We start from the raw sequence: 25,654 nt of genomic DNA, 5'->3' as shown, positions 1-25,654 counted from the left end.
CCAGCGAATTGAGAATTGAATAGATGTCAGATCGCAAAGACCCGCCCGGGGCGGAGTCCGAGGGCCCCGGCCCCGAGGACGCGGGCCTGTCCGTGGACGAGCGTTTCGCGCGGATGGTGGCTGAGATCGACGGCTCGGCCGTAAGCGGCAAAGCGGCCAAGGAGGAGTCGGCCCGCACCCGGCAGTTGCGGGCCGAATGGTCGGTCAACCCGCCGAAGCCGGTGGCCTGGCGCGCTGACGGCCCGTCCACGCTGACGCCGTCGAGCAAGGCCGGCTCGGCGCGGGGGGAATCCTGGGGCGAGAGCTACAAGAGCGTGCAGACCAAGTCTCGTCGGCGCAGGCGAATAGGCAAGCCGATCGCCCTCGTCGTGGTCGTCGGCCTGCTCGGCGCCGGCTTCTACGCGACCGGCAAAGACAGCCACGGCACCGTGCCACCGCTGAACATGTCCCCGGCCGGCACCGCCGCGCCGTGGGCCGACACCGGCCCCTCGCCGAGCCCGTCGCCCAGTTACGCCGACCCGGACGACGCGTACTTCGCCGGCTCCCCGGCGATCGACTGGAAGAACAACGAGGCCGGATTCGTCGTCCCGACGGCGAAGGCGCTCAACGGCGTGAGCAAGAGCGACGTGGCCGCCGGCTACCAGCTCCTGTACAAGGTGATGGCCGCCGGCAACCTCGACGCCACGATCCTCGACGGCGGATCCACCGCGGACTATACGAAGCTGCTCGACCCGGCCAGCGGAATGGCCAAGCAACTCACGAAGGACCTCGCCCACCCGAGCTACCAGAACGACCCGACCGACCTGCTGACCCGCTTCAACCCCAAGACGACCACCCTGCTCGGGCATACCGTGAAGGTGTCCGGCTCGATGTCGGAAGCCGCCGGCTCGCACAAGGACGCCGTCGAGCTGACCGCGAACTACTCGTTCGTCTACGCGGTCGCCCCGGTCTCCGGCGACACCTCGGACCATCAGCGCGTCGTGGTGCACCGGACCGTCGAGATCGAGGTCGTGAACCCGAACGCCGGCTACGAGGTGAACCCGGACAAGGCCTGGATCGACAACTACCACGACCAGTTCGCCAACGACCAGTGCTTCCAGTACGACGGCTACGTCAACCCCCAGTTCACCGACAACGGCGCGCTCCCGAACGAGACCGGCTCGCTGGATCCGTACGCCACCGGCAACCTGCTCACCCAGGAGTCCGCGGAGCCGAGCCCGACTTCCACCGGCCCCGGCTGCATCGCCGGCGGGACCACCTGACGAGGGCGGCCGGCTGGAGAGGTCGGCGGGGTGGGTGCGGCCGGTGCGGCGGCTGAGGTGACGAGGCCGGTACACGGTGTCGGAACCACCCCGTAGGCTTGTCCGCCATGGGAAAGCCTGCTCTGGACGAACTGCTCGACGCGGCGGTGGCGGCGGTCGGCGGCACGCCCAGACCGGGCCAGCAGCAGATGGCCAAGGCCGTCGCCGAGTCGATGGCGCAGGGTGACCCGCTGCTGGTGGAGGCCGGTACCGGCACCGGCAAGTCGCTGGCCTACCTGGTCCCGGCGATCGCGCACACCCTGGCCCGCAAGGAGCGCCGCGTCGTCGTGGCCACCGCCACCCTGGCCCTGCAGCGCCAGCTGGTGGCCCACGACCTGCCCCTGATCAGCGGCGCGCTCGCTCCGCTGCTCGGCCGCGCGCCCGAGTTCGCCCTGCTCAAGGGCCGGAACAACTACGTCTGCCTGAACAAGATCAACTCGGCCGGGGACGAGGAGGAGCAGGACGGCCTGTTCGACCCGAAGGCCCTGTCCGACCTCGGCCGGCACGTGCTGCGGGTGCGCGACTGGGCCGAGGAGACGGACACCGGCGACCGCGACGACCTGGCCCCCGGCGTCCCCGACCGGGTGTGGACCGCGGTCTCGGTCAGCTCCCGCGAGTGTCTCGGCGCCGGCAAGTGCCCGTTCGGCACCAGCTGCTTCGCCGAAGCCGCCCGCGAGCGAGCCCGCGCCGCGGACCTCGTCGTGACCAACCACGCGCTGCTGGCGATCGACACTTTCGACGGCGAGATCAAGGTCCTGCCGGAGCACGACGCCGTCATCATCGACGAGGCCCACGAGCTCGTCTCCCGCGCCACCGGCGCCGACTCCGGCGAGCTGACGGCGGGCCTGGCCGAGCGCGCCGCCCGCCGCTGCCACCGCCAGCTGGACGAAGCCGTCTCGCAGCGTCTCGACCTCGCCGCCGCAGAGTTCGCCGTGGAGCTCGACGAGGCCGAGGCCGGCCGGTTCACCCAGCTCCCCGAACCCCTCGCCGACGCCCTGACCATGCTCCGCGACGCGGCCCGCGAGGCTGTCAGCGCCCTCGGCCGCAACCGCGACAAGTCCGGCGGCGGCGACGAGGGCGCGCGCAGGCAGGCCCAGGCGGGCGTGGAGCAGATCTTCGAGCTCGCCGACCGGCTGCTGCAGAGCTCTGAGTACGACGTGGTCTGGCTCGACCGCGGCGAGCGCTCCACCGCCCTGCGCATCGCCCCCCTGTCGGTGGCGCAGCAGCTCCGGCATCGACTGTTCGCCCGCACCCCGGCCGTGCTGACGTCGGCCACGCTGAAGATCGGCGGCGACTTCGACAACGTCGCCGGTTCCCTCGGCCTGTACGCCGCCGAGCGCGCCGACCGCCTCGAAGCGCGCCCCGAGCGTGCCCCGGCGGCCGCCACTGACACCGCCCCAGCCGGGGCTGACGACGACACCACCGCCACCGGCTCCGACGCCGACGCCGACCACCCCATCCCCTGGCAAGCCCTCGACGTCGGCTCCCCGTTCGACTACCCGAAGCAGGGGATCCTCTACACGGCCAAGCACCTGTCCGCGCCCGGCCGTGAACTCGGCGAGGAGCAGCTCTCGGAGATCGCGGAGCTCATCGCCGCCGCAGGCGGCCGGACGCTGGGCCTGTTCTCGTCCATGCGCGCCGCCGACCTCGCGGCCAGGGAGATGCGCGGACGGCTCGACTATCTGGGACTGCCCGTCCTGTGCCAAGGCGAGGACTCGCTGCCGCAGCTGATCCAGCGCTTCGCCGAGGACCCGAAGGCCTGCCTGTTCGGCACGCTGTCGCTGTGGCAGGGCGTGAACGTCCCCGGCAGCTCGTGCCAGCTGGTCATCATCGACCGCATCCCGTTCCCCCGCCCCGACGACCCGCTGGCCACCGCCCGCCAGGAAGCGGTAGCCCGCAACGGCGGCAACGGCTTCATGGCCGTCGCCGCCTCCCATGCCGCCCTCCTGCTCGCCCAAGGCGCCGGCCGCCTCATCCGCTCCTCCGCCGACCGCGGAGTCGTCGCAGTCCTCGACTCCCGCCTCGCCACCGCCCGCTACGGCAGCTTCCTGCGCGCGGGCCTGCCCGACTTCTGGCCGACCAGCGACTCCGAGACGGTCTACGCCGCGCTCCGCAGGCTGGACGAGGCGGCCAAGGACCGCGAGAAGAAGGAAGAGGAGAAGGAGTAGGCGGGAGCCAGCGCAGGCTGCAGGCGCGGCCGCGTTTCACGGCTCTGCGGCGTCCCGTCCCCGTCCTCGCCGTCGTCGTCCCTATCGTCGGCTTGGCGGCTATCCGGGTGGCCCACTCGGTCTCGATGCGCCCGGGAACACCCGATAGCGCTAACGCGCCGATTTGTCCGATTTTTCGCGGGTACCCCGTCGCCATGACAGACGCTCGCTCAACCGCGTTGCCCACCGCCCTCGACAGCGTCGGACAGACCGATTCGCTGGACCAGGTCGTCGGGCCCCTCGAGCAGATCGCGGGCCAGATCCCCGAGGGCATCCGGCACAAGCTCAGCGGTGTCGGCTGGCTGGGCCACCCCGTGCACCAGCCGCTCGTGCACCTGCCGGTCGGCTCCTGGATGGCCGCGAGCATCATGGACCTGGCCGGTCGGCCGGAAGAGGCCCGCGACCTGACCGTCCTCGGCGTCATCGCCGCCGTCCCCGCCGCGGTGACCGGCCTGGCCGACTGGGCCGAGTTCAACCCCGACACGAAGCGCATCGGCGCGGTCCACGCCGTCGCCAACTCCGTCGGCCTCGTCCTGTACATCAGCTCGATCGTCGCCCGCTGCGGCGGCCGCCACCGGCTCGGCCAGAAGCTCGGCCTCCTCGGCCTGGCCGCCGTCGCCACAGGCGGCGCCATCGGCGGCGACCTGGCACGGCGCCGCGCCGCCGCCCTCAGCAGCGACTGACGCCTGAGCCCCCCGGGCCCGCGCGCGGGCCAGACGGTTCGTGGCCTGATGGCGGATGACGTCTGGAGACTCGTCGGCTCGGGAGCTCAGCCCGATGACGCGCGACCTATCGTGGCGTCAGCCGGAGCTGGCTCTCAACGATCCGGCGTCGTGCCTGCGTATCAGGCCACGTCGGCACGCCGCCGGGTGGGCGACCACCACCGCTCGCCGCCCACCGTCAGCCCACAGCAACACTCACTCGAGCAGTCGAGCACTCGAGGCCACGCTCGCCGGTTCACCCACCACAGGAGCCGTCGAGCCTGCCGAACCCACCGAGCGCGCCACCGACCGCGTCCTCGCCCTGCGGCTGCGCTACAGCCGCCGCATCACCGTCACGACGCGGCCGAGCACCACCGCGTTGTCCCCGGGGATCGGGTCGTAGCTCGGGTTGCGCGGCATCAGCCAGACCTCGTACCGGCCCTCGTCGCGCTGGATCTTGAGCTGCTTGACCGTGGCCTCGCCGTCGATCATGGCGGCGACGATCTGGCCCGACTCGGCGGACTGCTGCTGGCGCACCACCACGGTGTCGCCGTCCATGATCCCGGCCTCGATCATCGAGTCGCCGACGACGGTGAGCGCGAACAGCGTGCCGTCGCTGACCATGGCCCGCGGCATCGGGATGAGCTCCTCGATCGACTCCTCCGCCAGGATCGGGCCGCCGGCCGCGATCCGGCCGACGAGCGGGACGAACTCCATCGCGCCGACGGAGCCGCCGAGGGCGCCGAGCGCGGCGAGGGCGGACTGGGCGCCGGCGGCCATCGAGCTGCCGAGGGTGGAGATGGCCGACTGCATCCGGCCCTGCGGATGGTCGCCCGCGGCGGCGGCCGGCTGGCCGCCCTGCGGCGCGGTCTGCGCCATCCGGGCCCGCCAGGACTGGGTCGGGTCGCTCGGGCCGCGCACGATGTAGGCACGCGGGCGGTTCGGGTCGCGCCGGATGAAGCCCTTGTTCTCCAGCACCACCAGCTGGTGGCGCACGGAGGAGGTCGAGTTCAGGCCGACCGCCTCGCCGATCTCACGCATCGACGGCGGGTAGCCGCGGCGGTCGATCGAGTCCTGGATGACCTCGATGATCCGGCACTGCCGGTCGGTCAGCCGCAGCGCGAGCGGGACCTTCGTCACGGCAGGCTCCCCGCGCCCGCCGCCCGGCTCGCTCTTGCCGCCGCCACCTCCGCCGCCGCCCGCGGCCCGGCCGGCACCGCGCGTCTTCGCGGCGGTCACCGCCTTGACGCCCTTAGCCGCCGTCTTCTCCGCCGCCGCGGCGCCGCGCGGCTTCTCCGCCGCCGGGCCCTTGCGCTGTCGCACGACGCCTTGTCCGCTCATCTCGGATAATCCCCTTCCTCCCTTTCACCGACCAAGGTAGCCGAGGGTACCGACAAGTGCCCAACACTTGTTCGAATGAGGCGTCGTCACCTTCGGCGGCGGGCCGCGCCCGCCCGCCGCCGGACGACCTGCTCCCGAGAGCAATCTTGCGCCATCTGCGGCGTTTTTCCCGGTCCGGACAAGCGAATTCATCCGGTCGAAGGAATTTACGCCGAACGCTCTTGCGGATTTTGCCGCGTGGTGATCGCGGCCCGTCTCGACCACCTGCCCGGATCGCTCTGCGTAGCTGGCCGGGGTGATGAGGATGGGGCCGATCGGGTGGCGCGCGGCTTGCACGGCCGTCGGCGGAAGGCTACCTTTACCCCTACATCTTGTAGGGAACAAGTCCATGGCGCCTAGAACTTGTGGTATCAAAGCAAGTGCTGGTTGTCATGGGCGCACTCGGGCGCGCCCTTTCGGTGCGGCCGGCCACCGAGTCGAAGGGACCGCGGACCCGTGCATTGCCCGTTCTGCCGTTACACCGACTCGAAGGTGATCGACTCGCGCACGACCGAGGACGGCACCGCCATCCGCAGGCGGCGGTCCTGTCCGGAATGCGGACGCCGGTTCACCACGGTCGAGACGGCCACCCTGCTGGTGGTCAAGCGGTCCGGGGTGACCGAGCCGTTCAGCCGGGACAAGGTCGTCGCCGGCGTGCGCAAGGCCTGCCAGGGCCGTCCGGTCACCGAGGACCAGCTGGCGCTGCTGGCCCAGCGCGTGGAGGAGGCGGTGCGCGCCTCGGGTGTGGCCGAGCTGCCCACCCACGAGGTCGGGCTCGCGATACTCGGGCCGCTGCGGGAGCTCGACCTGGTCGCCTACCTGCGGTTCGCCTCGGTCTACCGGGCGTTCGAATCGCTGGAGGACTTCGAGCAGGCGATCGCGGAGCTGCGCGAGGCCGAAGCCGAGTTGGACGCGAAGCCGGACGAAGACGGGGTCGAGCCCGTCGAGCAGTCCGTGCACGTGCCCTGAACCCGCGACGTGGGTTCGCTCGGGTGGATTGAAAACTGTGGATCGGGAGACCGGGGACCGTTGGCCCCGGGCGGGTCGCGTTGGTCGGGAAGCCACTGCGCCGGCGAGACGTTGGTAATGGGTCGAGGGTAGGGAGAGGACTGTTCACATGACGGAGACCATCAGCGCGGCCGCGCGCCGCAACGGCAAGAAGGGAGCGACCGTGCCGGCACAGAACGGCAGGGGCGACGCGACCGAGGGTCGGGGTCTGCGGGTGAAGCGTGTCTACACCACCCCCGGCGTACACCCGTACGACGCCGTCACCTGGGAATCCCGTGACGTCGTGATGACGAACTGGCGCGACGGCTCGGTCAACTTCGAGCAGTACGGCGTGGAGTTCCCGGACTTCTGGTCCGTCAACGCAGCCAACATCGTCACCACCAAGTACTTCCGCGGCGCGCTCGGCACCCCGCAGCGGGAGACCTCGCTGCGCCAGGTCGTCGACCGGGTCGTGCAGACCTACCGCAAGGCGGGCCAGGAGCACGGCTACTTCGCCGGCGACGAGGACGCCGAGATCTTCGAGCACGAGCTGACCCACATGCTCGTGCACCAGGTCTTCTCCTTCAACTCCCCGGTCTGGTTCAACGTGGGCACGGCCAGCCCGCAGCAGGTCAGCGCCTGCTTCATCCTGGCCGTGGACGACACCATGGACTCGATCCTGAACTGGTACCGGGAAGAGGGGCTGATCTTCAAGGGCGGCTCCGGCGCGGGTCTGAACCTCTCCCGGATCCGCTCCTCCAAGGAGCTGCTCTCCTCCGGCGGCAACGCCTCGGGCCCGGTCTCCTTCATGCGTGGCGCCGACGCCTCGGCCGGCACCATCAAGTCCGGCGGCGCCACCCGGCGCGCGGCCAAGATGGTCGTGCTGGACGTGGACCACCCGGACATCCAGGAGTTCGTGCAGACCAAGGCGCGCGAAGAGGACAAGATCAGGGTCCTGCGCGACGCCGGGTTCGACATGGACCTCGGCGGCTCGGACATCACCTCGGTCCAGTATCAGAACGCGAACAACAGCGTCCGGGTGAACGACGAGTTCATGCGGGCCTATGAGCAGAGCGGGTCCTTCGGCCTGCGCGCGCGCACCACCGGCGAGATCATCGAGCGGGTCCCGGCCAAGGACCTGTTCCGGCAGATCGCCACGGCCGCGTGGGAGTGCGCCGACCCGGGCCTGCAGTACGACGACGTCATCAACGACTGGCACACCAACCCGAACACCGGCCGGATCACCGCCTCCAACCCGTGCTCGGAGTACCTGTCGCTGGACAACTCCTCGTGCAACCTGGCCTCGCTGAACCTGCTGAAGTTCCTCAGCGACGACGCGTCGAGCTTCGACCACGAGCTGTTCGCCAAGACCGTCGAGCTCGTCATCACGGCGATGGACATCTCCATCTGCTTCGCCGACTTCCCGACCGAGTCGATCGGCCAGACCACCCGCGACTACCGCCAGCTCGGCATCGGCTACGCCAACCTCGGCGCGCTGCTGATGGCGACCGGCCACGCGTACGACTCGGACGGCGGCCGCGCCGTCGCCGCGTCCATCAGCGCCCTGATGACCGGTACCGCCTACCGCCGCTCGGCCGAGCTGGCCGGGATCGTCGGCCCCTACGCCGGCTTCGCCGCCAACGCCGAGCCGCACGCCCGGGTCATGCGCAAGCACGCCGACGCGGCGGACCGGGTCGTCACCCTCGAGGAGTTCGACGGCGCCATCCTGGACGCGGCCAAGGCCGAGTGGGCCGCCTGCCTCGAGATCGGCGCCGAGAACGGCTGGCGCAACGCGCAGGCCAGCGTGCTCGCCCCGACCGGCACCATCGGCTTCATGATGGACTGCGACACCACCGGCGTGGAGCCGGACCTGGCTCTGGTGAAGTTCAAGAAGCTGGTCGGCGGCGGGTCGATGCAGATCGTGAACAACACCGTGCCGCGGGCCCTGCGCCGGCTGGGCTACCCGCAGGAGCAGGTCGAGGCGATCGTCGCCTACATCGCCGAGCACGGCCACGTGGTCGACGCCCCGGCGCTGCGCCCCGAGCACTACGAGGTCTTCGACTGCGCCATGGGCGAGCGGTCCATCGCGCCGATGGGCCACGTGCTGATGATGGCCGCGATCCAGCCGTTCATCTCAGGCTCGATCTCCAAGACGGTCAACCTGCCCGAGTCCGCCACGGTGGAGGAGATCGAGCGGATCTACTACGAGGGCTGGAAGCTGGGTCTCAAGGCCCTGGCCGTCTACCGGGACAACTGCAAGGTCGGCCAGCCGCTGCAGGACGCCAAGGGCGCCAAGAAGGAGGCCGCGGCGAAGGCGGCCGCCCTGGCCGCCGCCGAGGCGCCGGTCGAGGTGCGCACCGTGATCGAGCGCCGCCCGACCCGCAAGCGCCTGCCCCGGGCCCGCAGCGGCTCGACCACGTCCTTCGCGGTCGGCGGCGCCAAGGGCTACATGATCGCAAATTCCTACCCCGACGACGGCCTCGGCGAGGTCTTCCTGAAGATGGCGAAGCAGGGCTCGACCCTCGCGGGCATGATGGACGCGTTCTCCATCGCCATCTCGGTGGGCCTGCAGTACGGCGTGCCGCTGGAGACGTACGTCTCGAAGTTCACGAACATGCGCTTCGAGCCGGCCGGCCTGACCGAGGACCCGGACGTGCGGATGGCCCAGTCGATCCTGGACTACATCTTCCGCCGCCTGGCCCTGGACTACCTGCCCTTCGACGTCCGCGCCGACTACGGCATCTACTCGGCCACCGAGCGCCAGCGCCAGCTCGAGACCGGCTCGTACCTGCCCGCCGAGGGCGATGACGCCGACCTCACCGAGATGGCCCAGTCCGCGCCGATAGAGCGCCACGCCCAGAAGTCCGGCGCCCCGTCGACCGGCGCCGACACCGCCGAGGAGACCACCGCCCGGCCCTCGGCCCGGCCCGCCGTCACCGGCTCTGCGCACTCCTCCATGGAGCTGCTCGAAGCCAAGATGGGCCACGCCGCCGACGCGCCGCTGTGCGCCAACTGCGGCACCAAGATGCGCCCCGCCGGCTCGTGCTACGTCTGCGAGGGCTGCGGCTCGACCAGCGGCTGCAGCTGAAAATGAGCGCTGAAGCGCGATAAACGCGCAGTTCACTGGGGAGTCGGCGATTGCGTCGGCTCCCCTGGGCCCTTTCCCGAGGCCGTTAGCTGCCTCGTGCCGACGTGTCCGGTGCCCGTAGGCGACCTGACGGCTCGTTACCCACCCGCCCTACGCCCGGCTTTTCCGGAAAGCGGGTCCCGGCGGCGGCCGCCGTCAGAACGGTGGTTGTGCGATGATCCGGTGTATGGCTAACAGAATCGAGTCCACCGTTCGCCGGTGACGACTGCAAGCGGGCCGAAGATGCCCGAGACCCCGCAGACGCTGTTCGACCACGCGTCGGCATTGCACCGACTGGCTCCGGATCAGCCTCTCCCACGGGAGGGCGAGCCGTTCCCTGACGATCAAGCACATGACGAAGCCTCCAGCCCGAAGTATTCGAAGCATCAGCGGCTGGGGTCGGAAGTGGCCGGGCTGCTGGCCGAATACCTCGCGGACTCCGACGCGCAGGCGCACGAGTTGGCGCCGGCTTTCCATGGTCTCTACGTCCCGATCCACCCGAACGAGCACATCGACTACGCCGCGAAGAACGCGGATCGTGACCGTGTTCTGGCAACCGGACGCTGGTTGGTGCGCAACGGTACCGACCGGTGCACAGTGACGATGGGCCTGTCGATCATCGGCGCTGTGGGCATCGACCCGCAGGACATCCCGCTTGTTCAGACCATCGGGCTACTCTCCGAACGCTTCGGGGCTCTCGCGGCTCGAGCGCTCAAAGAGGTAGACGGCGGAGCGCAGGCTCTGATCTGGCTGGCCGACCGGGTCGAAGGATGGGGCCGTGTCTACATCGTCGAGGCGATCTGCGGCCTGCGCGACCCGACGACATTTCCGTGGCTGCTCAGGAAGGGCGTGGACGGTGACTTTCTCGCCGGCTACTACGCCGGCAAAATCGCCGATACAGGGCGATTGCACGAGGCGGTCGGAAAGTTTGACAGTGACCCGGAACTGGTCGATGCGACCTGCCTTCTGCTGGCCACCATGTGCCAGTGCGAGGGCATGGGTTCAACGCTCGGCCCGTATCCCCACGCCGGCCCCGTTCTGAGTGCCCACAGTCGTGCCCTGGCCCAGATGGGCCCGACGCCGATCCGGATCCAAGCTGCTGCCGTGATCGCGCAGTACCTGGGGCTGAAGAACCCACACGCCGCGGCCACATCAGCTGCCTGGAACGCTGCGCGGACTCTTTACATCGAGGCGCTCGGCAGCGAGTCCTGGGCGGAGGGAGCCCGCGCAGCCGTGAGGCGCGGGGACAGGGTCATGTCATGGATCGCCAAGGACGTCGCGCCGGGCCTCGGCCTGCCCTGGGCTGCGACCTCGGCCGAGGAATAGCGCAAGCAACGAATAAGTACGTTCCACCAGTATCTCGGGCGCCGTTCAGCGGTGAATCAGTAGTGCACAGGGGGAGTCGGTCTGCGGACCGGCTCCCCTCGCCGTCCGTCCGCCGCGCGCAGCCGCACGAGTTGGCGTCGGCTTTCCACGGTCTGTGCATCCCCATCCATCCGAACGAGCACATCGACCACGCTGCGAAGAACGCGGATCGTGACCGTGTTGCGGCAACCGGCCGCTGGCTGGTGCGCCACGGTATCGCGAGCCGAGCCGAACGAGCCGAAGACGCTCGCGGCGCCGTGCGTTTTACCAGCGCCGCAACCCATGACGATCACTCAGTTTTCAGAATAGTCCTGGTGTCGGCACAGGGGCGGTCCGGTCCTCAGCCCCTGACGCCGTTCTTCAGGAAACTCCCCTGGTGGGTGCGCTGCCGCCGATGACGTCCGAGGCGCGGCCGCCCTGGACGACAGTACGGCGCTAGCGCTACGGTTCCAGCTTATGAACGAGGCCCTCACGGCGTCGCTGGCGGCGGCGTGGCAATACGTGCAGACGCACGGCGACGCCCTCGATCGCGCCCGGTTCGCCGTTGCGGCGGGTCGGGAGGTCGAGGGTGCCCCGATCGCGCCGCGGACTGCGCAGAACGCGGACGGAGGCTGGCCGGCCTTCTGGTCTGACGGTGCGTCAAGCCTCGACGGCACCTGCTACCAGCTCTTCCTGCTGCACGGGCTGCCGGTCTCGGCGCTGGCCGCCGACGTCCAGGCCGGCCTCGACTTCGTGATCCAGGCGCAGGGCGTGGACGGCACGTGGAGCGAGGGGCCGAGCAGCCGCACGCCGGACTGGCTGCTGCCGGGCTCGCCGGGCGCCCGCGCCTATCTGACCGCCAACTGCGGCGTCGCGCTGGCGGACTACGGGGTGGCCCCTGAGGCCGTGGCGAAGGCCGCCGAGGCACTGGAGTGGTCGGTGGATCCGCACGGCCGACTGCCTGCCCCTACGGTGGCGCATTGGCTCGCCGCGCGGGTGTTGCGCACGCAGGGACGCACCATGGCCGTGCGGCGGCTGCTCGACGTCGTGGGGCGCGGGTTCGAGGGCTTCGGCGTCGAGGACCTGGCCTGGTTCGGCGTGTGCACGCGGCCGGGGGACCGGTGGAACCGGCGGATAGCGTCCCGGCTCACCTTGCTGCAGAACCCGGACGGCTCCTGGGCCGACCGGGTGGGCGAGGAGGCGTCGGCCACGTTGACCGTGACCGCGGCGCGGGTGCTGCTGGCCGCGGCTCCGTCCTTCGCCGCGGATCCGACTCTCTAGCGGCTTCCTCCGCACGGCACCGCATGTCGCGATACGGCGCCTGACGACGAAAAAACGGGCCCCCCGGCGCCGCCTGGTCGCCGGGGAACCCGTTTCCGTTACTCCGTCAGCCTCAGCTGGTGGAGTCGACCGCGGAGGCCAGGGTCACGTTGGCCGTGCTGGTCTGTCCGTCGCGGATGTAAGTGATCTTGACACTAGTACCGGGCCGATACGAGTGAACCGCGGCCTCCAGCGCGTCCGAGCCGTCGATCTGCTGGGCGTCGATCGCGATGACCTCGTCGCCGGACTTCAGGCCGGCGTTCGCGGCCGCTCCGCCCGAGGTGATCTGGGAGAGCATCGCGCCGGTGTGCGTGGCCGTGACGGCCGCGTCCTGCACCGAGACGCCGAGCACCGCGTGCGTCGGGGTCTGCTTGGCCTCGAGCTCCTGGATCACCGGCTTGGCCTGCGAGATCGGGATGGCGAAGCCCAGGCCGATCGAGCCGCTCTCGCCGCTGCCGCCGAGGTCGTTCGAGCCGGTGCTGGCGATCGCCGAGTCGATCCCGATGACGGCGCCGTTCATGTCGATCAGCGGGCCGCCGGAGTTGCCGGGGTTGATCGCCGCGTCGGTCTGGATCGCGTCCAGCGCGGTGACCGAGGTGGACGGGCTGGACTGGCCCGAGCCGCTGTCGGACTCGGGGATCACCGGGCGGTCGAGCGCTGAGATGATGCCGCTGGTGACCGTGTTGGACATGCCAAGCGGCGCGCCGATGGCCACGACCTCCTGGCCGATCTGCACCGAGGTGGAGTCGCCGAGCGTGGCCGGGGTCAGGTCCTTGACGTTCGAGGCCTGGATCACGGCGAGGTCGCTGGTCGGGTCCCGGTCCACGATCTTGGCCTGGGCGTTGGCGCCGCCGTCGAAGGTGACGGTGATGGTGTAGCCGCCGGCGGCCGCGGTGGACACGACGTGGTTGTTGGTCAGGATCTCGCCGGTGGAGTTCAGGATGATCCCGGTGCCGATGTCCCCGCCGCTGGAGGAGTTCGAGGAGTTCGGCGCCACGGTGATGGTCACCACGGACGGGAGCACCTTCTTGGCCACGGCGGTGACGGCGCTGGCGTTGTCCGACCCGGTGTCCAGGCCGCTGGTGTTGACCGAGGAGGTCACGGCGTTGCCCGAGTCGTCGCGCATCGCGTAGCTGATGCCGGCGCCCACACCGCCGCCGACCAGGGCGGCGACCACGGCCGCGGTGATCAGCGTGCGGTTCTTGGAGTTGCGCGAGGCCGGCTCGAAGACCAGCGGCGCGGGGCCCTCGCCGTAGGGCGGGAGCCCGCCGACGGCCGGCGTGGCCCAGGACGGCGTGGTTCCGTCGCCGCCGCCCGAGGCGCCGGCGGCCGGGAGCGGGGCGCCGGACGCGGGCTGGCTCGGCGAGGCCGGCAGCGGCTGGCTCGGGTACGCCGCCGGCTGCTGGGGCTGGGGCTGGGGCTGAGGCTGCGGCTGGGGCGCCGAGTAGGACTGCGGCTGCGGCTGCTGCGCGATGTACGGGTTGCCCTGCGGCTGCGGCTGGCCCGGGTACGGCGCGTGCTGCGGCTGCGGCTGCTGCGGCTGAGCCTGCGGGGCGGCGTACGGCTGCTGCTGCGCCGGGTAGGGCTGCTGCGGGTAGGCCGGCGCCGGCGCACCCGTCTGCGGCGGCGCGAGGTCCGCGGGGGCGGGCTGGATGGCCCAGCTCTGCCCGGCGACGGACTGGGCGGAGGGGTTCGCGGCCGGAGCCGGGGCCGGGTTCGCGGCCGGGGCCGGGGCCGGGGCCTCCGGCGCCAGGGGGTCGCCGTGCTGCGGCAGTACGGCGGCCGGCACCAGCTCGGCTTCCTGGTCGGCTGCCCGGTCCGGCTCGGGGGTGGAGGGGTGCTCTGGCGTCTCGGTCATGGCTGTACTTTCGGCTCGTCTGCTGAGACTTCGCTGAGACTGATGCGAGAACTGGTTGTGGATCCGTAATCCGTTATCGAACTGAGACGCCGGAAGCCTGGACGGCTTCCGGCGTCGGAGTTACGACACGGCCGAATGAGTGTCAGGGCATTGCCCTGAATGGTCGAGCTAGGCCGGACGGGTGAGCGTTTTTCGACGGTGAACCGGGTCGGTTCAGGACGCCGACGACGGCAGTTGCCCGGACACCGGCGAACCCGGCAGCCAGACGCCGAGCAGCGCGCCGCCGCCCGGGGCGCGAGCCGCGGCCACGCGACCGCCGTGGTTCTCCGCGATCTGGCGGACGATCGCCAGCCCGAGCCCTGATCCCGGCGTGGCCCGGGCCTCGGGCGACCGGTAGAAACGCTCGAACACGTGCGTCAGGTCCGCCTCGGCGATGCCCGGCCCCTGGTCGGCCACCTGCAGCAGGCCTTCACTGAGCGTCACCGTCACGGTGCCGTCCTCGGGCGACCACTTCGCCGCGTTGTCCATCAGGTTCGTCACCAGCCGCTCCAGCGAAGCGGCGTCGCCGTCCAGGTACCAAGGGGCCAGACGGAGGTCGTAGGTGAGCCCCGGTGCCCGGCGCTGCACCCGTTCGGACGCACGCTCGATCACGTCGCGCAGGTCCAGCCGCTCGACCGCGTGCGAGGGCCGCTCGTCTCGGGAGAGCTCCACCAGGTCCGCGATCAGCACGGACAGCTCCTCCATCTGCGCCCGCACGTCGTTCATCAGCGCGATGCGCTCCTCCTGCGGCAGCCGCGCGTCGTCCGGCGACGCCATGACCTGGGCGAGCAGGTCGAGGTTGGTGCGCATGGAGGTCAGCGGGGTACGCAGCTCGTGCCCGGCGTCCGCGACCAGGCGTTTCTGATGGTCCTGCGAACGGGCCAGTGCCTCGAGCATGGTGTTGAAGTTGCGGGTGAGCTGGGCGAGCTCGTCATCCCCGGTGACCGGCAGTGAGCGCAGGTCTCCGGTGTGCGCGATGTACTCGGTGGCCCGGGAGAGCTGCTCGATCGGCCGCAGCGCCGCCCGGCCGATGGCGAAGCCCGCGGCCGCGGCGATGGCGATGCCGATCAGGCCGACCACGATCGAGATCGTGGCCACGGTGCTGAGCGTCGCCTCGGTCTCGGTCAGCGGGAGGGCGACCACCACCGCCGCGCCGTCCACGGCCGGATTCGCATCCGGCACGGCGTAGACGCGGTAGTTGACGCCCTGGTAGGCGATGGTGCGCAGGGACGAAGCCCGGGCGCGCTGAGCGACCTGGACTTCCGGGTCGCCGTAGGGGGCGACGGGCTGCACGTTCGGCGTGGACTGGTCGCCGTTGAGCGTCGCCGTCACCGGGACGATGGCGGCGCCGGTGTTCAGCACGATCGTCAGCCGCGCGCCCGCCAGCACCAAGGTGTTCGAGGACGAGGAGGAGACGTTGGGGTTCGGGCTGGTGAGGTATCGGGGATCGTTGAGGACGGAGCCGTTGATCAACGCCGTCTTCTGCTTCAGATCGTTGTCCAGGCTCGCCGTCACGGCGTGGCTGATCGCGATGTAGCTGATCAGCGAGCCGAGGGCCACGGAGAGCCCGACCGCGACGACCACCAGCATGGTTATCCGGGAACGGAAGGAACGCCGGCCGAGCCACCGGCCCACCGCGTTCTGCTTCGCCGCGGGCGGGGCCTCGAAGGGGGAAGCGCTCATGGCGCCGTCTCGCGCAGGGCGTAGCCGATGCCGCGCACCGTGTGGATGAGGCGGGGCTCGCCCTCGGCCTCGGTCTTGCGCCGCAGGTAGCCCACGTACACTTCGAGCGAATTCGCGGTGGTCGGGAAGTCGAACCCCCAGACCTCCTCGAGGATCTGAGAGCGCGTCAGCACCTGCCGGGGGTGGCGCATGAGCAGTTCGAGCAGGTTGAACTCGGTCCGGGTCAGCCGCACCGTGCGCTCGCCCCGGGTGACCTCGCGGGCCAGCGGGTCGAGGGTCAGGTCGGCGAAGCTGAGCTGACCGCTGTCCGCCGCGTAGGCGGGCTGGGTGCGCCGCAGCAGCGCCCGCAGGCGGGCCAGCAGCTCCTCGAGCGCGAAGGGCTTGGGCAGGTAGTCGTCGGCGCCGGCGTCGAGCCCGGCGACCCGGTCGGAGACGGCGTCCCGCGCGGTGAGCACGAGGATCGGCAGGTCCTCACCGGCCGAGCGCAGCCGCCGGCAGGCCTCGAGCCCGTCGAGGCGCGGCATCATCACGTCCAGCACCACCGCGTCGGGACGGTTGCGCGCGATCGACTCGAGCGCGGCGAGGCCGTCGGCGGCGAGTTCCACGTCGTAGCCGTTGAACGCGAGGGAGCGACGCAAGGAGTCCCGGACCGCCTGGTCGTCGTCCACCACAAGAATCCGCATGCCACCAGTTTTCTCCGCCGCGCTGAGAGGCTGCTGAGATCTCGCCGTGGGGAACCAATGAGCATATTTTCCATTGCTCTCTCTTAGCGACGCCCTTTATCCACAGGCGGGGTTTATCCACAGATTTGTTCCAGGCCCTCCCCAGAAGGTCGAAGCCGGGGGATCTTGGTGTCAGAAGCCGCATGACGGCCGACGTCCGCCGAGGTCGGGGCGGCGACGGGCCCCTAACGGGAGGAGAAGAGCGATGAACGAGTGGACGCTGGCCGAGGAGCTGCCGGACGTGGTGGCGGACCGGTTCGAGGGGTTCCAGATCGCGGCCGGGCCTGCGACGCCGGGCCTCGAGCTCGGGCAGGTGACGGTGCGGCTGAGCAGCCCCGGCGAGGTCGCCGCCGCGGTGCCGCACTTCTTCGGCTTCGCGCCGGACTACAGCGTGGTCCTGCTCGGTCTGACCCCGCACGGCCTCGGCGGACGCGCGGCGCTGTGCCACGGCATGCGGGTCGACTTGGACGTGGTCGAGCGCCACCCGTCGCGGTTCGCCCGGTGGGCGGCGGAGCGGATGATGGACGAGGGGGCGGTGGAGTCGCTGATCCTGATCTACCCGCGCTTCGGCGCGCCGGCCATTCCCGGGATGCACCAGCGGCTGTCCACACTGCTGTGCGCCCAGTTCCGCCAGCTCGGCCCGCGCCCGCTGGACTCGTTGTTCATCGCGGGCGGGCGGTGGTGGTCGTTCCTGTGCGAGAAGCCGGACTGCTGCCCGATGGAGGGCACCGCGATCGACCCGGCCGCGTCGGAGGTGGCGGCGCTCAGCGCGTACTCGGGGCTGGTCATCCTGCCGAGCCGGGCGGCCCTGGCGGCGAGCCTCCAGCCGTATCCGACCGACACGGTCGAGCGAACGCGCGCCGCCTGCGTCGCCCTCGCCGACGAGCGTGCCCGGGAGCGTAGGCGCGCGCGGCTGGCGGAAGCCGCGGGAGAGGAGGGAGGGGAGCGAGAAGAGCAAGAGCCGGTGGCGGTGCACTTCCGGGCGGAGGAGTGCGTCCAGATCGTCGACTGCGTCCAAACGGGTGAAGCTACCCGAATGGCGGAGCGCACTCAGCTGGCGGAGTGCATCCGGGAGTCCGACCGTACGCAGGTGGAGGGGCGCAAGCCGTTCGGCGCCGTGGTGATCCGCCAGCGCGAGGCCGTGCACGACCGGGACCCCCGCGACTCCGAGTCCGGCTCCGAATCCGGCTCCAGTGCCGGCTCCGGCTCCAGTTCCGGCTCGAGTCCCCGTTCCGGCGCCGTGCTGGTGCCGAGCCGCGGCACGGTTCTCGCGCCCACGCGCGTAGGCGACATCAGCTTCCCCGCCTGGCCGGCGTTGAACGGGGTCCTGCTGTCGCACGACGGGCGCTCCGAGCAGCCTGAGCCGGAACCCATCGACCCGAGCCAGCCCGTGACGCTCGACTGGACCGAGGTGCGGGCGCTGTGGCAGCTGGCCGACCGGCTCGGCGGCGAGGTGGAGGGCCCGGGCTGGCAGTTGGCGGACGAGGTCGCGGCGAAGCTGCTGCTCGGTATCACCGACGTGCGCGTGCGCGACTATCTGGCGACCTGGTGCGCGACCGAGCGGGCCGGTCAGGCGGTCGCGCTCTCCGTGGAGCTGGCGCGCCGGGCGGTCACCGCGGAGCAGGCGGCCGCGGGTTACTCACTGGCGGCATGGGCGTCGTGGGCGCTGGGCTGGGGAGCCTGGGCGTCGCTGACGTTGGAGCGCGCGCTGGCCGCGGTGCCCGACTACTCACTGGCCGTGCTGATCCAGACGGGGCTGGCTCGCGGCGTCGGCCCGGCGCTGGTGCGGGTCGCGTCCCACGGCACGGCGCAGCGGCTCGCCGGGATGTCGGACGAAGAAGGCGGAAAGGGGTGAGGGGGTGATGTAGAGCAGGGACCGGCTATCCGAAAGGGGAAAAGCGACGGGCGAAGTCGAGCCGCAGGGCGAACTCGAAGCCTGGTACGTGGAAATCAGTGGCGGAAGCGGAGAACCGGGACGGTTGGCACGCTGGTTCGGCGTGGCGGCTCTCATCGAGCTGCCCCGTGGGGCTGCCGTGTGGAGCCGCCGCCTGGAACCTCGGGTGCTTGGCGCGGATCCGGCCGGCCTAGTTATCGTCAGTAGGACGATATAGGATGACCGGCATGACCGAGTCCGAGCTCTACGATCCGGCGCGGTTCCCGGCGTTCGCCGTCACGGTGGACCTGGTGGTTCTCACCGTGCGCGAGTCCCGGCTGTCCGCGCTGCTGATCCGGCGCGGCGAGGAGCCGTACTCGGGTCTGACGGCCCTGCCCGGCGGCTTCGTGCGGCCGGGAGAGTCGCTCGGCGAGGCGGCGCGGCGGGAGCTGGCCGAGGAGACCGGGCTCGCGGATCTGCCGGTGCACCTCGAGCAGCTGGCCACGTACGGCACGGTCGACCGGGATCCGCGCATGCGCGTCGTCTCGGTCGCCTACCTCGCGCTGGCCCCGGACCTGCCCGCGCCGACGGCGGGCGGCGACGCGGCGGACGCGCACTGGGTGCCGTTGGCCGACGTGCTGCCCGACCTGTTTCCCGCGGTCGGGGCGGAGAGCCGGAGCGAGGGGCACCCGCCCTTCGCGTTCGACCACGCCCGCATTCTCTCGGACGGGGTCGAGCGGGCCCGCGCCAAGCTCGAGTACACGCCGCTGGCCGCGGCCTTCTGCCCGCCGGAGTTCACGGTCGGGGAGCTGCGCCGCGTCTACGAGGCGGTGTGGGGCGTGACGCTGGACCCGCGCAACTTCCACCGCAAGGTCACCGGCACTCCGGGATACGTGCGTCCCGCGGGCGGAACGACGACGCGCCAAGGCGGCAGGCCGGCGCAGCTGTTCACCCGCGGCGACGTGACACTGCTCAACCCGCCGATGCTCCGGCCCAGCACCGAGACCTCCTCGCTGCGCACCTGACGAGGGCGAAGGACGTTCCGGGCGGGAGCTCGGTGCGCATCGGGCATGGGGTCGGCCGCTCGGATCCGCTCGGATACGCCGTCGCGGCAGGTCGACTGAGCCACACTCCTGCTCAGAGACGGGCGCGCCCGACGGGGTGAATCGCCGCGCGTGCGGGCGTGTCCGCCGCCCTTTGCGTGATGACGGGCGGCGACGATGGCTGGGTGATCGAGGCGATCGAGCTCACGACCCGTCGGCGCCGACGCCGGGCGCTGGAGGCGGTCAGCTTCCAAGTACGCCCGGGGCAGGTGACCGGGCTGCTCGGGCTGCCCGGATCCGGGAAGACGTCGGTGCTGCGGCGGATGCTGCAGCTCGAACGCGGCGGCGGTCGGACGCTGTACGACGGTCGGCCGTTCCGGTCGCTCGTCTACCCGATGCGCTCGGTCGGCGTGCTGCTCGATCCGCTGGCCGTGCACCCGGGCCGCACCGTCGCCGGGCATCTGCGGCTGGCGCTGTCGGCCGACCCGGAGGCTGCTCCGGGTGGCCGGCGCGAGCGGATCGAGGCCGTCCTGGACGTGGTCGGGCTCACCGACCAGGCACGCACCCGCATCTTCGAGCTGACCGAGGGCATGACCATGCGCCTCGGCATCGCCCAGGCGCTGCTCGGCGATCCGCAGGCGCTGCTGCTCGACGAGCCCGAGTGCGGACTCGAGGCCGAGGGCAGGCCGTGGCTCGCCGCGCTGCTGCGCGCCTACGCGGCACAGGGACGCTGTGTGCTGGTGACGGGGCAGAGCACTGACGCGCTGCTCGGCTACGCCGACCGGATCCTGGTGATGGACAACGGCCGGCTGGTCGGCCAGCGTACGACCCGGCAGGCCGCGCGCGAGCTGGCCGGAGACTGCGTCATCGTGCGGACGCCGCAGGCGCTGCGGCTGGCCGCGATCCTTGTCGCCGCGGGGGCTGAGCCGACTCAGCTCGACGGCGCGTGTCTGGAGGTGCGTGGCTTGGACCGGGCCAGAATCGGCGATCTCGCGTTCCGCAACGACGTCCCGCTGCACGAGCTGGCCGTGCGGACGCCGGGCGAGGACCCGGTCGTCGCCGTGCTCGAAGCCTGCCGCAAACCGCCGACCGTGGTCCCGGTGCAGACGCCGCCCGCCGTCCGCGTGCCGGATGCGGCACCGGCCACGGTTCGCATGCCGTTCGAGGGCGCGTTCGGCCAGGAGGAGCCTGGGCGGGCGACGAGCCAGCCGAGCCAGGCAAGTCAGACGACTCAGTCGATCCAGTCGAGTCAGACGGCGATGCAGGAGCAAGACCTTCTCGATGTGACCGCGGCGTCGGGGTTGGCTTCGGGGCTGCTGGATGTGAGCGATGACCTCCGTGAGGGCGAGATCTTGCGCCCAGGCGACGTGTCGGGTGCGGAGGCGCGCGGCGAAGAGCTGATCAGCGGACTGTCGTACTGCCCGAGTCCGTTCGGCGAGGAGACAGCGGTGCTGGGCGTGGCGGCAGCGGCAGGGAGAGCGCCGATCGAGGGCGATCTCGCTTCGCTGGGGGATGCGGAAACGTACGCGTACCTGACTACGACCTCGTCTTCGGCGGCAGCGATGGCAACGGCGATGGCGACACCGGCCACAGCAACGGCAGCGGCCACAGCACCAGCGACGACGGCGACAGGGTCGCCGAGGGCCGCTTCGAACGTGAAGGTGATCGAGTCGGAGGCGGTGACGTCCGGCGCTGACGAGGCGCCAGTCGGCGGCACCCCGCCCGTCTCGGGCCTCGGCCTCGCTACATCGAGCAGCACGATGACGTGGTCGGACAGTGTGTCAGCTGCGCATGTGGCCGCGTCCGTGCCCGCGCCGGTACTCGCCTCCGAACCGGCGTCCGTCCCCACCTCCGCTCCGGAGTCGACGCCGTGATCATCCTTCGCGCCGTCCGCCGCTCGATCGGGTACGAGGTGACCCGGCTCGCGACGCGACGTTCCACGATCGGGGTCGCCGGGCTCGCCATGTTCGGGTCGGCGCTGGTCACGCTTCCGGCCGCGCGGGCGGCGGTGACTTGGGGAGCTCCGCAGTCCCGGGTGGACTGGGTGGTCTCCGGCGGCTCGCTCGGGGCCATCGTGCCCGCGGCCGCGGGTGTCGCCGCCGCCGCTTGGCTCGGGGCCGGGCTGGTCACCGAGGACTACCGCTTCGGGCTCGGTCTCAGCACCTACAGCCGGCTTCCGCGTCGGGGCGCCGGGCTGCTGGGCAAGATCGTGGTCGCGGCGGGGCTCGGGCTGCTGCTCGCGATCGTGACGCGGGTCGCAGCCTTCTTCACCGCGCTCGGCGGGTTCGCGCTCGCGCACAGCACCGAGGTCTCCGGGACGGTGAGCCCCTCCTTTTTCCTTCTCCTCCCGACCGTCAGCGAGGCCTTCTTCGCCATGCTCGCGGGCGTGGTCGGGGTGCTGACCGCGCCGCTGCTGCGAGTGCGGCTGGGTGCGGTGGCCGCGGCTTGCGGGGTGGTCGCCATGTTGGCCACCGTCTCTCCGCACACGCAGAGCCCTTACGCGCCGCTGGCGTCACGGCTGCTGCTGCTCAGCGGGCTGCCCATCCTGCCGACCGTCATCCTCCTGCCGGAGTTCGCGCTGTTCGGCCTCACCTGTGCCGCGCTGCTCGCCGTCCGCCGCCGCCGGGTGGACTAGCGCTGCCGGCCGTGCGCCGCCGAAGGGCGGACCCGCGCCATCGGCCATGCGCCGGCGACGGGTGGACTGGCGCGGGTCCGCGTCAAGGATCAGGGCCGATCGCGGTCCATCGTCCAGCCGCGGGACTTGTCCCTCTTCCGGGTCAGACGGCGCCACCACACGCCACGGTAGCGGTGCGATTTTTCACTCTGAGGAGTGCTTTCCGTGACAATCATGGTTGGAGCCGGTGAAATCGTCTCAAGCCGACCTTCGGGAAAGCCGACCAGATCACCATGAACACCGCCACTGACAGCACCGGCCGCGTGATGACCGTGACCGTCCCCGTCGGCCGCACCGCGGATTCGGTCGACGCCGCGCAGCTGCGCTCCCACGTGTCCGCCCCGGCCCTCGTCTTCCCGCGCGCCGCCGCCCAGCGCGGACGCGGCCTGCACGGCCAGCTCGTCCAACAGCTCGGCCAGATGATCGTGGCCGGCGAGCTCGGCTCGGACCGGCCGCTGGTGCCCGAGGAGATCGGCCACCGCTTCGAGGTCTCGCGCACCGTGGTCCGCGAGTCGCTGCGCGTGCTGGAGGCCAAGGGGCTGGTCTCGGCGCGGCCCAACGTAGGGACCCGGATCCGGCCGGTGCAGGAGTGGAATCTACTCGACCCGGACGTGATCGAGTGGCGGGCGCAGGGACCCCTGCGCGGCGACCAGGCCCGCGAGCTGGCCGAGCTGCGCCAGGCCTTCGAGCCGCTGGCGGCGCACCTGGTGGCCGAGCGCGGGGCCGCGCTGCCGGAGCCGGTGCGGGTACGGCTGGGCGAGCTGGCCGACATGCTGGCCGAGACCGCCGCCGCGGGCGACGCCCCCGGGTACGCGCGGGTGGACGCGGAGTTCCACGCGCTGCTGCTGCAGGCCACCGACAACCGGATGCTCGAGCACCTGTCCGCCGTGGTCTACGGCGCGCTCGAGATCACCGGCGTCCGCGCGGGCTGCGAGGCCCAGCCGGCCAACGCCCGCGCGCACGAGGAGCTGGTCGAGCGCGTCCTGGCCGGTGACGGTCCGGGCGCGGCCGAGCTCTCGGGGGCGCTGCTGGGCGCCGAGCCGCGGGCCATCGGCACGCCGCGGCTGCCGGCGCAGCGCGAGCAGTAGGCGGAGCCTTCCGGCACGAGGGAATGGGCCGATCGGATCGGAGCGGGTGGCGGTGCGTCACCCGCCTCGGTCCTGTGGCCGAAGCGGGCGGCGTCGGCTGCGTGGCGCCGAAGCGAGGCGTCGGCAGGCGTGGCGGCGTCGAAGCGGGGCGCCGGATCTGACGGGCCGTCCGGCGCGGGCGGCCGATCTCGCGGGGGCGCGGGGGGAAATTCGGCCGATCACGGCCCGTAAGCCCACGGTGACGGCTAAGCTCGATCCGGTAAGGGGCTCGAACGGCGGCGGGAGACGCGCGTGGCTCACGATCCGGCGCGGCCGGTGGCGGCGGAGGCGACGTCGGCACTGGTCCAGCCCCTCCTGGACGCGTTGTGCCGCGACACCGCCGTGGCGTTCGCCTGCTACGGCCCGGACCACCGCTATCTGACGGTCAGCCAGGCCCTGGCCGATCTCAACGGCCTGCCGGTCGCGGAGCACATCGGGCGCCTGCCCGCCGAGGTGCTCGGCGCCGAGCTCGGCGCACAGGTCGAGGTGGCCGCCACCCGGGTGTTCGGCGACGGCAAGCCCTACCGCGAGCCGGAGCAGCGGCTCGGCTCGGGCGACTGGGGCGGCGCGGTGCGCTATCTCGACTCCACCTGGACGCCGGTGCGCGACGCCTCCGGCGCGGTGGTCGCGGCGCTGGCCGTGGTCAACGACGTCACCGACCGGCACCGCATCGCGGACCTGCTCGGGTCCACGCAGTGGCGCATCGGCAAGCTGCAGACCGTGGCCCGGGAGCTCGCCGGCGCGCTGACCATCAGCGAGGTGCGCGCGGCGGTGGCCAAGCTCGGGCAGGTCACCGGGTCCACGCACGTGGATCTGCGACTGCTCGACCCGGTCGGGCGCTCGCCCTGGCCGACGGCGTCGCAGCTGCTGCCCTCGCCGCGGCGGCGGCCCCGCGAACGCGGCGAGGAGGAGCGCTGGGAGTGGCGCACGCTCACCTGGCCCGCCCTGCTGGCCGCCGCGGTGCGCGAAGGCCAGCCCTGCTACCTGCCCGACCGCGAGTCCCTGTGCGAGCGCTTCCCGGAGGCGGGGCAGTGGCCGGCCACCACCGCGCCGGGGCCGGGGGAGTCGGCGTGGGCGGTGCTGCCGCTGTCCACCGCGGTCGGTCCGGTCGGCGGCCTGTACCTGGTCTACGACAGCCCGCGCGGCTTCGACGAGGACGACCGCGCCTATCTGCAGGCGCTGGCCGGGCAGTGCACGATGGCGGTGGCGCGGGCGCGCATGCACGAACGTGAACACCGGCAGGTGGTCTCGCTACAGGAGGCGATCCTGCCCAAGCGGCTGCCGGAGTTGCCCGGGATCGACGCCGCCTTCCGCTATATCCCCGGGTCCCTGGACACCGAGGTGGGCGGCGACTGGTACGACCTGTTCGGCTTTCCGGACGGGCGGATCGGGCTGGTGGTGGGCGACGTCATCGGCAAGGGCATCACCGCGGCGGCCGGCATGGGCCGGGTGCGCGCGGCCTTGCGGGCGCTCGCCTTCACCGACCCGTCCCCGCAGGCCGTGCTGACCGGGCTGGACCGGCTCTTCGACGCCACCGAGAACGCCGAATCCCTGACCACCGTGGTCTACGCGGTGCTCGAGCCGTCCACCCGCCGGCTGCTGCTCTCGGACGCCGGGCATCTGCCGCTGCTGGTGCGCACGGCGCAGGGCGAGGTCTATTTCCTGGAGAGCGAGGCGGCCGCGACCCCGCTGGGTCTGAGCGAGGTCCGGCAGGAGTTCGACGTCTCACTCGATCCGGGGGACGTGGTGATCGGCTTTTCCGACGGGCTGGTCGAGACCAGGGACGCCTCGCTCACCGACGGGTTCGAGCGGCTGGTGCGCGCGACCCGCGGCGCCCCGGTCGGGGACCTCGACGCCCTGCTCGACCACCTGGTCGACGAGATGCTGCGGGAACAGGAGCAGGACGACGACGTCACCCTCCTGGCAGTGCGGATCGGCCCGTGAACACGGCGGATCCGGGGTTCGGCGGGGGTGCGCATCCGGCGAATCGGGCCCCTCGTGCGCAATACCGCTGCGAGCGCTGCTAGACTGTCCCCTCGAGTGCGTGACCTGCGTTTGCGAAGCGGTGAACGGCGGCTCGGCGGCGAAGCGCCGTCCACAAGCCGCGGCCGGTGGATGATTCACACCAGGCACGACGAAGGCGGACGCGACCGCCCGGCTGTCCGGGGGGAATATGCGGCGCCCGATGGACGCTGTCCATCGTGGACAAGCTTTTACGCGTACCGTCTGCCGTTCCCGCGACGTGGGGCCGGTTCAGCGCCCCGGCAC

Annotated in this window: 17 protein-coding genes; 13 read left to right on the top strand and 4 right to left on the bottom strand. The window is 71.6% G+C overall.

Annotated elements, in window-relative coordinates; all coding sequences use genetic code 11:
* The first annotated feature begins 23 nt into the window (after positions 1-23).
* The 3 genes from ACTRO_RS47380 (at position 24) to ACTRO_RS21365 (ending at position 4,191) form a co-directional block, all read left to right on the top strand.
* Entirely contained in the window at positions 24-1,262 is a 1,239-nt protein-coding gene (locus tag ACTRO_RS47380; RefSeq protein WP_034265611.1) for a hypothetical protein, read from the top strand.
* A 107-nt stretch (positions 1,263-1,369) separates the two neighbouring features.
* Complete coding sequence (locus tag ACTRO_RS50400) at positions 1,370-3,469, top strand: ATP-dependent DNA helicase (RefSeq protein ID WP_034265609.1); 2,100 nt, start codon at positions 1,370-1,372, stop codon at positions 3,467-3,469.
* Positions 3,470-3,663: 194 nt separating this feature from the next.
* A complete protein-coding gene (locus ACTRO_RS21365; RefSeq protein WP_157436358.1) occupies positions 3,664-4,191 on the top strand; it encodes a DUF2231 domain-containing protein in 528 nt (175 codons plus the stop codon).
* Between the two features lie 351 nt (positions 4,192-4,542).
* Here the strand turns inward: ACTRO_RS21365 and lexA are convergent, their stop codons facing one another.
* Positions 4,543-5,550 carry a transcriptional repressor LexA gene (lexA, locus tag ACTRO_RS21360; protein WP_084316441.1) on the bottom strand — a complete coding sequence of 336 codons (1,008 nt, stop codon included), beginning with the start codon at positions 5,548-5,550 and terminating at the stop codon, positions 4,543-4,545.
* A gap of 495 nt (positions 5,551-6,045) precedes the next feature.
* Here lexA and nrdR point away from each other — a divergent pair, with 495 nt between their 5' ends.
* The 4 genes from nrdR (at position 6,046) to ACTRO_RS21340 (ending at position 12,328) form a co-directional block, all read left to right on the top strand.
* Positions 6,046-6,558 (top strand): transcriptional regulator NrdR, encoded by a 513-nt coding sequence (nrdR, locus tag ACTRO_RS21355; RefSeq protein WP_034265606.1) that lies wholly within the window; start codon positions 6,046-6,048, stop codon positions 6,556-6,558.
* A 148-nt stretch (positions 6,559-6,706) separates the two neighbouring features.
* Positions 6,707-9,664: a vitamin B12-dependent ribonucleotide reductase gene (locus ACTRO_RS21350; protein ID WP_051451161.1), complete on the top strand. Its 2,958-nt coding sequence runs from the start codon at positions 6,707-6,709 to the stop codon at positions 9,662-9,664.
* A gap of 258 nt (positions 9,665-9,922) precedes the next feature.
* Positions 9,923-11,029, top strand: coding sequence for a hypothetical protein (locus ACTRO_RS21345; protein ID WP_084316440.1), 1,107 nt, complete (start codon positions 9,923-9,925; stop codon positions 11,027-11,029).
* A gap of 495 nt (positions 11,030-11,524) precedes the next feature.
* Positions 11,525-12,328 (top strand): prenyltransferase/squalene oxidase repeat-containing protein, encoded by an 804-nt coding sequence (locus tag ACTRO_RS21340; RefSeq protein WP_034265603.1) that lies wholly within the window; start codon positions 11,525-11,527, stop codon positions 12,326-12,328.
* Positions 12,329-12,440: 112 nt separating this feature from the next.
* Here ACTRO_RS21340 and ACTRO_RS21335 read toward each other — a convergent pair whose 3' ends face one another.
* The 3 genes from ACTRO_RS21335 to ACTRO_RS21325 form a co-directional block, all read right to left on the bottom strand.
* Positions 12,441-14,225 (bottom strand): S1C family serine protease, encoded by a 1,785-nt coding sequence (locus ACTRO_RS21335; RefSeq protein ID WP_034265600.1) that lies wholly within the window; start codon positions 14,223-14,225, stop codon positions 12,441-12,443.
* Between the two features lie 213 nt (positions 14,226-14,438).
* Positions 14,439-15,947, bottom strand: coding sequence for a sensor histidine kinase (locus ACTRO_RS21330; RefSeq protein WP_051451159.1), 1,509 nt, complete (start codon positions 15,945-15,947; stop codon positions 14,439-14,441).
* Entirely contained in the window at positions 15,944-16,630 is a 687-nt protein-coding gene (locus tag ACTRO_RS21325) for a response regulator transcription factor (RefSeq protein WP_034265598.1), read from the bottom strand. Before ACTRO_RS21325 ends, ACTRO_RS21330 begins: the two co-directional genes overlap by 4 nt.
* A 244-nt stretch (positions 16,631-16,874) precedes the next feature.
* Here ACTRO_RS21325 and ACTRO_RS21320 point away from each other — a divergent pair, with 244 nt between their 5' ends.
* The 6 genes from ACTRO_RS21320 to ACTRO_RS21295 all read left to right on the top strand — a co-directional run bounded on the left by ACTRO_RS21320 (position 16,875) and on the right by ACTRO_RS21295 (position 25,330).
* Complete coding sequence (locus tag ACTRO_RS21320; protein WP_034265595.1) at positions 16,875-18,524, top strand: DUF4192 domain-containing protein; 1,650 nt, start codon at positions 16,875-16,877, stop codon at positions 18,522-18,524.
* 257 nt (positions 18,525-18,781) lie between these two features.
* On the top strand, positions 18,782-19,567 hold the full coding sequence (locus tag ACTRO_RS21315) for an NUDIX hydrolase (RefSeq protein WP_084316439.1): 786 nt from the start codon (positions 18,782-18,784) through the stop codon (positions 19,565-19,567).
* A 203-nt stretch (positions 19,568-19,770) separates the two neighbouring features.
* The gene (locus tag ACTRO_RS43650; RefSeq protein ID WP_169739933.1) at positions 19,771-21,459 is read left to right on the top strand and encodes an ATP-binding cassette domain-containing protein; all 1,689 of its coding nucleotides are present in this window, start codon (positions 19,771-19,773) and stop codon (positions 21,457-21,459) included.
* Complete coding sequence (locus ACTRO_RS21305) at positions 21,456-22,220, top strand: hypothetical protein (RefSeq protein ID WP_034265592.1); 765 nt, start codon at positions 21,456-21,458, stop codon at positions 22,218-22,220. The genes ACTRO_RS43650 and ACTRO_RS21305 overlap by 4 nt, the downstream gene beginning before the upstream one ends.
* A gap of 272 nt (positions 22,221-22,492) precedes the next feature.
* Positions 22,493-23,347: a FadR/GntR family transcriptional regulator gene (locus ACTRO_RS21300; RefSeq protein WP_051451157.1), complete on the top strand. Its 855-nt coding sequence runs from the start codon at positions 22,493-22,495 to the stop codon at positions 23,345-23,347.
* Between the two features lie 291 nt (positions 23,348-23,638).
* Positions 23,639-25,330 (top strand): SpoIIE family protein phosphatase, encoded by a 1,692-nt coding sequence (locus ACTRO_RS21295; protein WP_051451156.1) that lies wholly within the window; start codon positions 23,639-23,641, stop codon positions 25,328-25,330.
* Positions 25,331-25,654 lie beyond the last annotated feature (324 nt).

Origin of the sequence: Actinospica robiniae DSM 44927, from assembly GCF_000504285.1 — a bacterium.
In the GTDB taxonomy this organism is placed as follows: Bacteria; Actinomycetota; Actinomycetes; order Streptomycetales; family Catenulisporaceae; genus Actinospica; species Actinospica robiniae.
The sequence above is the reverse complement of the archived record's forward strand: the minus strand, read 5'-3'. Positions and strand labels throughout refer to the sequence as shown.

Coding starts and splice junctions, on each gene's coding strand:
- ACTRO_RS47380 (WP_034265611.1), top strand. CDS start 24: ATGTCAGATCGCAAAGACCCGCCCGGGGCGGAGTCCGAGGGCCCCGGC.
- ACTRO_RS50400 (WP_034265609.1), top strand. CDS start 1,370: ATGGGAAAGCCTGCTCTGGACGAACTGCTCGACGCGGCGGTGGCGGCG.
- ACTRO_RS21365 (WP_157436358.1), top strand. CDS start 3,664: ATGACAGACGCTCGCTCAACCGCGTTGCCCACCGCCCTCGACAGCGTC.
- lexA (WP_084316441.1), bottom strand. CDS start 5,550: ATGAGCGGACAAGGCGTCGTGCGACAGCGCAAGGGCCCGGCGGCGGAG.
- ACTRO_RS21350 (WP_051451161.1), top strand. CDS start 6,707: ATGACGGAGACCATCAGCGCGGCCGCGCGCCGCAACGGCAAGAAGGGA.
- ACTRO_RS21340 (WP_034265603.1), top strand. CDS start 11,525: ATGAACGAGGCCCTCACGGCGTCGCTGGCGGCGGCGTGGCAATACGTG.
- ACTRO_RS21335 (WP_034265600.1), bottom strand. CDS start 14,225: ATGACCGAGACGCCAGAGCACCCCTCCACCCCCGAGCCGGACCGGGCA.
- ACTRO_RS21330 (WP_051451159.1), bottom strand. CDS start 15,947: ATGAGCGCTTCCCCCTTCGAGGCCCCGCCCGCGGCGAAGCAGAACGCG.
- ACTRO_RS21325 (WP_034265598.1), bottom strand. CDS start 16,630: ATGCGGATTCTTGTGGTGGACGACGACCAGGCGGTCCGGGACTCCTTG.
- ACTRO_RS21320 (WP_034265595.1), top strand. CDS start 16,875: ATGAACGAGTGGACGCTGGCCGAGGAGCTGCCGGACGTGGTGGCGGAC.
- ACTRO_RS21315 (WP_084316439.1), top strand. CDS start 18,782: ATGACCGGCATGACCGAGTCCGAGCTCTACGATCCGGCGCGGTTCCCG.
- ACTRO_RS21300 (WP_051451157.1), top strand. CDS start 22,493: ATGAACACCGCCACTGACAGCACCGGCCGCGTGATGACCGTGACCGTC.